This window comes from Streptomyces sp. NPDC058701 (assembly GCF_042715295.1).
GTDB lineage: Bacteria > Actinomycetota > Actinomycetes > Streptomycetales > Streptomycetaceae > Streptomyces.
The window spans coordinates 1-10,670 of record NZ_JBHXSY010000089.1; the positions used below are offsets into that span (position 1 = coordinate 1).

Sequence of the window (10,670 nt, forward strand, 5' to 3'; positions counted from 1 at the left end):
ACGCCAGCTCACCCACCACACCCGCCGAACGACCCGACACCACCACCGGCACCACCGGAAGAAGCCCCTCACCACCCGGCTCCACCGACTCCCGCACATCCGGTGCTTCCTCCACCACCACATGCGCATTCGTCCCGCTCACACCGAAGGATGACACCGCGGCCCTGCGCGGACGTCCCACCTCAGGCCACGGCTCCTGCTCCGTCAGCAGGGACACCGCACCCGCCGACCAGTCGACATGCGGAGAGGCCTCATCCACATGCAACGTCCTCGGCAACACCCCATGCCGCATCGCCATAACCATTTTGATCACACCAGCCACACCAGCAGCAGCCTGCGTATGACCCACATTCGACTTCAACGAACCAAGCCACAAAGGCCGACCCACATCCCGCTGCCCATACGTCGCCAACAACGCCTGCGCCTCAATCGGATCACCCAGACGCGTCCCCGTCCCATGCCCCTCCACCACATCCACATCACCCACACCCAACCGCGCATCCGCCAACGCCTGACGAATCACCCGCTGCTGCGACGGACCATTCGGCGCCGTCAACCCGTTACTCGCACCGTCCTGATTGACCGCCGAACCACGCACCACCGCCAACACCCGACGCCCATGACGCACCGCATCCGACAACCGCTCCACCGCCAGCACACCCACGCCCTCAGCCCAGCCCGTGCCATCGGCAGCAGCCGCGAACGCCTTGCACCGCCCATCGGCAGCCAACCCCCGCTGCCGCGAGAACTCCACGAACACACCCGGCTCCGCCATCACCGTCACCCCACCCGCAAGAGCCAGGTCACACTCACCACTGCGCAACGCCCGCACCGCCAGATGCAGCGCAACCAACGACGACGAACACGCCGTATCCACCGTCACCGCCGGCCCCTCCAGACCCAGCACATACGAGATACGCCCCGAAGCGACACTCCCGGACGTCCCCGTGCCGAGGAAACCGGCCGTCTCGTCGTCGGGGGCGGCGGAGATGGTCGCGATGCTGCCGTAGTCGTGGTACATCACTCCGGCGTAGACGCCGGTCCGTGAGCCGCGCAGCGAATGCGGATCGATACCCGCCCGCTCCAACGCCTCCCACGACGTCTCCAGCAACAACCGCTGCTGCGGATCCATCGCCAACGCCTCACGCGGCGAAATACCGAAGAACCCCGCGTCGAACTCCCCCGCCTCATGCAGAAAACCACCCTCACGCACATACGTACGCCCAGGCACACCCGGCTCCGGATCGAACAGACCCGCCACATCCCAACCCCGATCAGTGGGGAACGGAGAAACCGCGTCCACCCCCGACGCCACCAGATCCCACAACCCCTCCGGCGACGACACCCCACCCGGCAACCGACACCCCATTCCCACGATCGCGATCGGCTCGTGCCTGGCCGACTCGGTCCGGCGAATCTGCTCGCGCGCCTCGTGCAGGTCGGTCATGGCGCGGCGGAGGTAGTCGCGGAGCTTCTCTTCGTTGGTGGCGGGCGATGCGGAAGACATGGTGCTGTTCTCCAGGGGTGTGGGGCGGGCGGCGGGGGCGGGAGGGAAGTGGCGGCCCTGGGCTACGTCGGTCGGAAGTCGCTGTCGAAGAGGTCGAAGAGTTCGTCGTCGCTGCTGACGGCGAGGCGTTCGCCGAGCGACAGCTCATCGGGGCCCTGCCGGTCGTGCTCGCCCGGGCCGCTGGTCGGGCGGATGTCGGCCACTGGTGAGGTGAGCGTGCCGAGCAGTCCCTGAAGACGCTCCGCGATGTGGTCGCGGCTGCTGTCGTCGGTTACGGCGGTGGCGAGTCCCTCCCGGATCCGGTCGAGTGCGTTCAGAACGGCCGGGAGGTCCGCCGGGATCTCCTGAGCTCCCTTCGGCAGTTCCTGTTCCAGGTGGTCGACGAGTGCCGCGGGTGTCGGATGGTCGAAGACCAGGGTGGCGGGGAGCTTCGTTCCGGTGGCCGTGGTGAGCCGGTTGCGGAGTTCGACGGCGGTGAGCGAGTCGAAGCCGGATTCCTTGAAGGAGAAATGGAGTTGGATGCGTTCGGCGTCCGGGTGCCCGAGCACCGAGGCGATCTCGGTGCGTACCAGTTCGGTGAGGGCGGCGAGCCGTTCGCCGCGCGGCTTCCCGGCGAGCCGTTCGGCCAGGGTGCCGGACGCCGCGGCCGTGGTCGGGGGCTCCTGGCCCGCCGCAGGATCCGGCGCGTCGGCACCGGCCGAGGGTCCGGCACCGGCGGGCGGGGGCACCAGGGTGTGCAGCACTTCGGGCACCACGCCCGCGTGTACGGTGCCGCGGGCGGAACGCGCGCGCAGGCCGGCCAGGTCGAGGCGGATCGGCAGCAGTACGGCCTCGGTCCTGGCGGGGTCGCAGGCCTCGTCGAACAGATCCAGTGCCTCGGCGGGGTCGAGGGGCAGGATTCCGGAACGGCGCAGCCGTGCCAGGTCGGCGGCGGCCAGGCTCGCTCCCATGCCGTCGGCCCCCGCGCCACCGCCGTCACCCCACAGGCCCCAGGCCAGGGATACGGCGGGCAGGCCCTGCGCGCGCCGCCAGGCGGCGAACGAGTCGAGGAAGCTGTTGGCGGCCGCGTAGCCGGACTGGCCGGGGCTGCCGAGGGTTCCCGCGGCCGACGAGAAGAGGACGAAGGCGGACAGGTCCAGGTCACGGGTCAGTTCGTGCAGGTGGGTGACCGCGTCCGCTTTGGCCCGCAGGACCGCCGAGACGCGTCGGGGGGTCTGTGCCGTGACGATGCCGTCGTCCAGTACGCCGGCGGTGTGCACGACGGCGGTGAGCGGGTGCGCGGCGGGGACGGCGGCCAGGACGCCTTCGAGCGCCGAGCGGTCGGCGGCGTCGCAGCGGACGATGTTCACGACGGCGCCCAGGCCGGTCAGTTCGGTGGCCAGGTCGGCCGCGCCGGGGGTGTCCGCGCCGCGCCGACCGGCCAGTATCAGGTGCCGGACGCCGTGCTTGGTCACGAGGTGCCGGGCCACGGCCTTGCCGAGCGTCCCGGTTCCGCCCGTGACGAGCACGGTGCCGTCCGCGCGCCAGGGGCCGGAGGGGGTGCCCGACGGGGCGGGCTCCAGGGCTGCGGCCGTCTCCGGCTCGGTGGCATCGCCGGGATGTCCGGGGACGGTGTCCTGTCCGTCCGTTCCCCGGGTGAGTCGGGGTACGAGGATCTCAGCGCTGCGCAGGGCGAGTTGGGACGCCCCCGAGGCGACGGCCCGCGACAGGGAGCGGTACGAGACGGCCGGGTCGGCGGGGTCCGCGTCGACCAGGACGAAGCGGCCCGGGTGCTCGGACTGTGCGCTGCGCAGTAGCCCCCAGGCGGCGGCCGCGGCCGGGTGGACGGCGCTCGTGCCGGCTGTCACCGCCCCGTGCGTCAGCACGACCAGTCGCGCGTCGGCGAAGCGGGCGTGGGCCAGCCAGCCCTGTACCAGGGCCAGGGCGCGTTCGGCCAGGTCGTGGGCGCCCGTGGCGAGAGCGTCCCCCTCGTGGCCCAGTCGCGCCAGGACGTGGTCGGGCGGGGCCGTGTCGGAGGCCGCGAGCGCGAGCAGGTCGTCATAGGTCCGTACGGGTGCCTCCGCCCCGTCCCGTACGGCCTCAAGGAGGGCCTGGCCCAGGTCGCCGAGGACGCCCCACTCCCCTGCCGTCGGCCTTGGACCGGCGTGCCCGGTCACGGAACCGGGGGCCGGTGTCCACTCCAGTCGGTACAGCGGTGTGCTGTCCGCCTCCGGGTCCTGGAACCGGCTCGCCGCCAGAGGGCGCAGCGTGAGCGAGCGGGCGGTGAGGACCGGGCGACCCGTCGGGTCGGCCGCCGCGACGGTCACGGCGTCGGGTCCCGCCGGGGCGATCCGTACGCGCAGGGAGTCGGCGCCGCGGACGTGGATCCGGACGTCGCTCCATGAGAACGGCAGCAGGCCGCGGGCCTCGGTGAACCGCTCGCCGAACCCGGTGGCGTGCGCCAGGGCGTCCAGCAGGGCCGGGTGCATGCCGTACCGCGAGGCGTCGGCGGCCGCCTGGCCGGAGAGCCGGACCTCGGCGAAGACCTCTTCGCCGCGCCGCCAGACGGCGCGCAGTGCCTGGAACACGGGGCCGTACGTCACGCCCGCGTCCGCGAGGCGCCGGTACTCGGCCGCGACGGCGTCCGCGTCGAGGGCCACCGAGGTCGCGTCGGCCGGGGGCCAGGCGCCGAGCAGTTCGGTCGGCGCGTCGGCGCCGTCACCGGCCTCCTCGGTTCCGGGGGCGAGGGTGCCGGACGCGTGGCGGGTCCAGTCGGAGGGGGCGTCGGCGGTACGGGCCGTGTCGGCGGGCCGGGAGTCCATGCGTATCGTACGGATGCCTTCCGCGTCGGGGCCGCTCACCGTCACGCGCAGTCGGACTCCTTCTCCGCTCTCGGGCAGGATGAGGGGCGTGGCGAAGGTCAGCTCGGCGACCCGGGGGCAGCCCGCTTCGGTGCCCGCCCAGGTGGCGATGTCCAGGAGGGCCGCTCCGGGTACCACGGCGCGGTTCCGGACGCGGTGGTCGGCGATCCACGGGTGGGTGCGGACGGAGAGCAGCCCGGTCCGTACGGTGCCTTCCCCGTCGGGCAGGTCGATGACGGCCGGGAGCAGGGGCTGGTCCGCCGCCTCCAGACCGGTGGCGGTGAGGCCGGCGGCGGGGGCCGGGACGTCCAGCCAGTAGCGCGTGCGCTGGAAGGCGTAGGTGGGGAGGTCGACGGCGGGCCCGTCGGCGTCACCGTGCACGGCCGCGAGATCGACGGGGACGCCGTGGGTGTGGACGGTGGCCAGGGCCCCGAGGCAGGTGGTCGTCTCGTCGCGGTCCCGGCGCAGCAGCGGCACCGTCAGCACGGGACGCTCCCGCCCGTCGGCGGGGGAGCCGGCCGTGTCGCGGTCCGCCGGGCCGTCCTGGCGCGGGGCGTCTCGTTCCTCTTCGCGCAGGCAGTCGCGGCCCAGGGCGGACAACACGCCGTCCGGTCCCAGTTCGACGAAGGTGTCGATCCCCTGGTCGCGCAGGGTGCGGAAGCCGTCGCTGAAGCGCACGGCCTCGCGCGCGTGGCGCACCCAGTACTCCGGGGCGCACAGCATCGCGGTCGACGCGACGTCGCCGGTCAGGTTGGAGACCACCGGGATGCGCGGCTCGGCGTAGGAGACGTCGCGCGCGATCCGGGCGAACGGTTCCAGTACGGCGTCCATGCGCGGCGAGTGGAAGGCGTGGCTGACGGGCAGCGCCCTGGTGCGGCGGCCCCGCTCCCGCCACAGCGCGGCGAGCTCGGCGACCACGTCCTCATCGCCCGAGATCACGGTGGCGTCGGGCCCGTTGAGTGCGGCGACGGCGACGCGTGCCGACCTGTGAGCCGTGAGTGCCGTGATCGTCTCCTCGACCTCCGGGCCGCCCGCCTGGATCGCCGCCATCGCGCCACCGGCCGTCAGCTCGCCCATCAGCCGGCCCCGCGCCGTCACCAGGCGGGCGGCGTCGGGCAGGGTGAACACTCCGGCGACGTGGGCGGCGGCCAGTTCGCCGACCGAGTGCCCCAGGAGTGCGTCGGGGCGCAGGCCCCACGCGGTCACCAGTTTGAAGAGGGCGACTTCCAGGGCGAACAGCGCGGGCTGGGTGTACTCGGTGCGGTCAAGGAGGCCGGCCGTCGCGCCGCCCGGTTCCGCGAACATCACCTCGCGCAGCGGGCGGTCCAGGTGCCGGTCGAGTTCCGCGGCCGTCTCGTCCAGGGCGCGGGCGAACACCTCGTACCGCTCGTAGAGCTGGCGTCCGGCGCCCGGCCGCTGGCTGCCCTGTCCTGTGAAGAGCAGTGCGGTACGGCGTCCGCGCGCGGCCCGGCCGGTGATCACCCCGGGTCCGTGCGCCGCGCCGGACGCCAGCTCCGCGAGGCCGCTCAGGAGTGCGGCGGTGTCCTGTCCGAGGACGACGGCCCGGTGTTCGAACGCCGTACGGGAGCGGACCAGCGTCCGCCCGACCGCGGCGGGTGACACGTGGGGGCGGGCGGCGAGGTGGTCGTGGAGCCTCCGTGCTTGGGCTCGCAGCGCCGCTTCGGTCCGGCCCGAGAGCGACCAGGCGCCACTGCCGGTGGCCGGTTCGGGCTCCGCCGCCGTGTCGTCGCCGTCCGGGACGCCCTCCAGGATCAGGTGTGCGTTGGTGCCGCTGGCGCCGAAGGAGGACACGCCGGCGCGGCGCGGGGCGTTCCCCTGGCCGGGCCAGTCCTGTGCCCGCGTAAGCAGTTCCACCGCGCCCGCCGACCAGTCCACCCGGCTGGAGGGGTGGGTGACGTGCAGGGTGCGGGGCAGCCGTCCGTGGCGCATCGCCAGCACCGTCTTGATCATTCCGGCCACCCCGGCGGCGGCCTGGGTGTGGCCGATGTTGGACTTCAGCGAGCCGAGCCACAGGGGCCGTTCGGGGCTGCGGCTCGTGCCGTACGTGTGCAGCAGGGCCTGTGCCTCGATGGGGTCGCCGAGCCGGGTTCCGGTGCCGTGCGCCTCCACCGCGTCGATCTGGTCGGGGTCCAGATCCGCGTTGGCGAGCGCCTCGCGGATCACGCGTTGCTGGGCGAGGCCGTTGGGGGCCGTCAGGCCGTTGCTGGCACCGTCCTGGTTGACGGCGGAGCCGCGGATGACCGCCAGGACGGTGTGGCCCTTGTCCACCGCGTCCGACAGGCGCATCAGGAGCAGCATGCCGGCGCCCTCGGCGAAGCTGGTGCCGTCGGCTGCGTCGGAGAACGCCTTGCAGCGCCCGTCGGAGGCCAGGCCGCCCAGTCGCGCGAAGTCGATGAACAGGTCGGGGGTGGACAGGACGGTCGCGCCGCCCGCGAGCGCCATGTCGCACTCCTGCTGCCGCAGTGCCTGCGCCGCCAGGTGCACGGCGACCAGTGACGAGGAGCAGGCCGTGTCGACGGTGACGGCGGGACCCTCCAGGCCGAGGGTGTAGGCCACCCGGCCCGAGGCGATGCTGCCCGCGCTGCCGTTGACCAGGTAGCCCTCGAGGCCCGGCGGGATCTCGTTCAGCCGGGCGCCGTAGTCGTGGTACATGACGCCCGCGTACACCCCCGTGCGCGAGCCGCGGGCGGAGACCGGGTCGATGCCGGCCCGCTCGAACGCCTCCCAGGCGGTCTCCAGCAGGAGCCGCTGCTGCGGGTCCATGGCCAGGGCCTCTCGCGGGCTGATGCCGAAGAACTCCGCGTCGAAGTCAGCGCTGTCGTGGAGGAATCCGCCCTCGCGGGAGTGGACGGCTCCCGACTCCGGGTGGTGGAGCGCGTCCAGGTCCCAGCCCCGGTCGTCGGGGAACGGCGAGGCGGCGTCGGTGCCGGAGTCGACCAGTCTCCACAGGCTTTCGGGGGTGGTCACCCCGCCGGGCAGCCGGCAGCTCATCCCCACGATGGCGATGGGCTCGCGGGCGTCGTCCTCCAGGGCGTTCAGCCGCCGGCGCGTGCTGTGCAGCTCGGCGACGACCCGCTTCAGGTAGTCGCGGATCTTGTCATCGTTGGCCGTCATCGACCGGACCCTCCTGGCTTACGTGCTCGTGTCGGTGCGAGTGCGCCTGCTGCGGCGCTTCGGTGCGGGTGTGGGACGTGCAAGGCGTCCCGCTCACAACTGGTCTTCGATGAACGCGAACAGATCGTCGTCGGAGGCGGAGTCCAGTCGTCCCAGCAGGTCGGGGTCCGCTTGCGCGCCGCGGCTTCCCGCGTCGGAGGCCGTTCGTGTGGCGCGGTCGCCGTCCCGTCGGGCGTCGCCGATCACCGCCAGCAGTTCTGCGAGGCGTCGGCGGACGGCGTCACGCCGCGTGTCGTCGGCCGCCATCTCCCGGACCGCCCGGTCCAGGACGTCGATGCCCGACAGCGCCGCGGCGCCCGCGTCGTCCCGGCCCTCCGCCGCGAGGAGCTCCGCCAGGTGGGCCGCGAGCGCGTCGAGGTTGGGGTGGTCGAAGACCAGCGCCGGCGGCAGCCGCAGTCCGGTGACGACACCAAGCCTGTTGCGCAGCTCGACGGCGGTCAGCGAGTCCAGACCGATCTCGCGGAAGGAGCGGACGGGGTCGACCGCGGTCTTGTCGGCGAAGCCCAGCACATCGGCCAACTGCGCCTGGGCCACAGCCAGGAGTTCGTCCCGCCTTCCCGCCGCGTCCAGGCCGGTCAGTCGCTCGCGCAGGGCTTGCGCCCGGCTCGGTGCGTCCGTGACCGCGGAGGCCGCCGGTCCGCCACGGCCCGTTCGCGCCGCGCCGCGCCGTACGGCGGGCGCCGCCAGCGTACGCAGCAGTAGGGGCACCGAGGCGGTCCCATGCTCGGCGGCCTGCCGACGCAGCGCCGCCGTGTCCAGCCGCATCACGCAGATCTGCGGCGCGTCCGCGGCGGCACCGAGTGCCCGGTCGAACAGTTCGAGGCCCTGCTCGTTCGTGAGCGGCGCGATGCCGGACCGCTCCATGCGCCGCAGGTCCACCTCGCCGAGATGGCCGGTGAACGTGCTGGCGGCGCTCCACAGTCCCCATGCCAGGGACACCGCGGGCAGCCCCTGCGCGTGCCGGTGCTGGGCCAGGCCGTCCAGGAACGCGTTGGCTGCCGCGTAGTTGGCCTGTCCGGCCCCGCCCAGCAGGCCGACCGCCCCGGAGTACAGGACGAACGCCTTCAGCGGCATTTCCTCGGTCAGTTCGTGCAGGTTCAGCGCGGCGTCCGCCTTGGGGCGCAGCACGCGGTCCAGCCGCTCGGGGGTCAGCGCCTCGACGACGCCGTCGTCCAGGACGCCGGCCGTGTGGATCACCGCGGTCAGCGGGTGTGCGGCGGGGACGGTGGCGAGGGCCTCCTTCAGTGCTGCCCGGTCCGTCGCGTCACAGGAGAGGAGCTGGAACTCGGCTCCAAGTCCGGAAAGTTCACGCTCCAGTTCGGCGGCCCCTTCGGTGTCGCGCCCGCTGCGGCTGAGCAGCAGCAGATGCCGTACGCCGTGTGCGGTGACCAGGTGCCGGGCCAGCAGGCTGCCGAGGGTACCGGTGGCTCCGGTGACGAGCACGGTGCCCTCGGGATCGAACCCCGCGCCCGTCGCGATGCCCCCGTCTCCCGGAGTCGGCAGGACTGCCAACCGCGGGGCCAGCATCTCCCCTGCGCGAACGGCCAGTTGGGGGATTCCGCTGTCGAGCGCGGTGGGCAGCGTCCGGTACGAGGCGTCCTGCCCGTCGTGTTCGACGAGGACGAAGCGGTCGGGGTGCTCTGTCTGCGCCGAACGCATCAGCCCCCACAGTGCCGACCCCGCGAGGTCCGTCCGGCGCGTGCCCGCCTCGGTGGCGACGGCGTGCTCGGTGAGCACGGCGAGACGTGCGGCGGCGAAGCGCTCGTCGGACAGCCAGCCCTGTACGAGGGCGAGCCCCCGCCGGACCGTGTCCCGTGCGCTGTCGGCCAGATCCGTCCCGTGCGGCGCGGCGGTGCCGGGCCGGGCCCCGAAGTCGGCGAGGACGATGTCGGGGCGGTCCGCTCCGGAGTCCAGCGCCGTACGCAGTGCGTCCAGGTCGGGGAAGACCCCGACGCACCCCGTGCCGGGGTCCGCCGTCGCGTACCGTGCGGCGGCACCGCCCTGCCCGACGACCGCCCACCGGCGCGTGGCACCGGACGGGAAGGAGCCGAAGAGCCCCGTGGCCGACGGCGCCGTGCTCGCGATCGGGTGCCGCTGCCAGTCCACGCGGTACAGCGGCGCGGACGTCGTGCCGCCGACCAGTTCCACCAGCCGGTCCTGCGCGAGCGGACGCAGCACCAGCGCGTCCATCGACAGCACCGGGGCACCGGCGAGGTCGACGGCTTCGAGCGACATGGCCCCTTCTCCGGCCGGGCCCAGGCGGACCCGCAGCGCGTCGGCACCGGGCACGTGCAGCGTGATGCCGCGCCACGCGAACGGCAGCAGCACGGATCCGTCGTCGGGCCGCGACAGGAAGTCGCCCAGCAGCCAGGGTTGCAGAGCCGCGTCGAGGAGGCCGGGGTGCACCCCGAACCGCTCGGCGTCCGGCGCCGCGCCCGCGGGCAGGCGGACCTCGGCGAACACCTCGCCCTCGCGCAGCCAGACGGCCTCGACCCCGGCGAACACCTCGCCGTACTCGTATCCCAGCGCGGAGAACCGGTCGTAGAGCTCCGCCGCCTCCGCGCGGACGGAACCGCTCGGCGGCCAGGCCTCGCGGCTCCACTGCGGCCGGCCCGGGTCGGGGGCGGCGGCAGGGGTCAGTACGCCGGTGGCGTGTCGGGTCCACCGACCGGTGTCCCCCTCTTCCGCCTCCGGCCGCGCGAACACGCTCACGCGGCGCCGGTCGGAGGAGTCGGGCTCGTCGATCACTACCTGGAGCCGGATGCCGCCGTGCACCGGCAGCGGGGCCTCGATGCTCAGCTCCTCCACGCCCGCGCAGCCCACGACCGCGGCGGCATGCAGTGCCATGTCGACGAAGGCCGTCCCGGGCAGCAGGGCGGTCCCGGCCATGGTGTGGTCGGCGATCCAGGAGTGGGAGGTCGGGGAGATCCGCCCGACGAGCAGCAGCTCACCGGACTCCGCGAGCGGCAGCGCGCCGCTGAGGATCGGATGCTCCTCCCAGGTCATACCGAAGCGGGCCGCAGCGGAGCTGCCGGTGCCGGCGGGCGAGGACCGTGCCCAGTAGTGCTGGCGTTGGAAGGGGTAGGTGGGCAGGTCGATGGTGCGGGCGCCGGTGCCCTCGAACAGTG

Annotated in this window: 3 protein-coding genes; all 3 read right to left on the bottom strand. The window is 73.5% G+C overall.

Annotated elements, in window-relative coordinates:
• Nucleotides 1-1,507: type I polyketide synthase (locus ACFWW8_RS37400; RefSeq protein ID WP_386537103.1), on the bottom strand; the 1,507-nt coding region annotated here is incomplete at its 3' end.
• A gap of 62 nt (nucleotides 1,508-1,569) precedes the next feature.
• Entirely contained in the window at nucleotides 1,570-7,461 is a 5,892-nt protein-coding gene (locus tag ACFWW8_RS37405; protein ID WP_386537108.1) for an SDR family NAD(P)-dependent oxidoreductase, read from the bottom strand.
• A gap of 114 nt (nucleotides 7,462-7,575) precedes the next feature.
• On the bottom strand, nucleotides 7,576-10,670 hold a 3,095-nt coding region (locus ACFWW8_RS37410), incomplete at its 5' end, for an SDR family NAD(P)-dependent oxidoreductase (protein WP_386537106.1).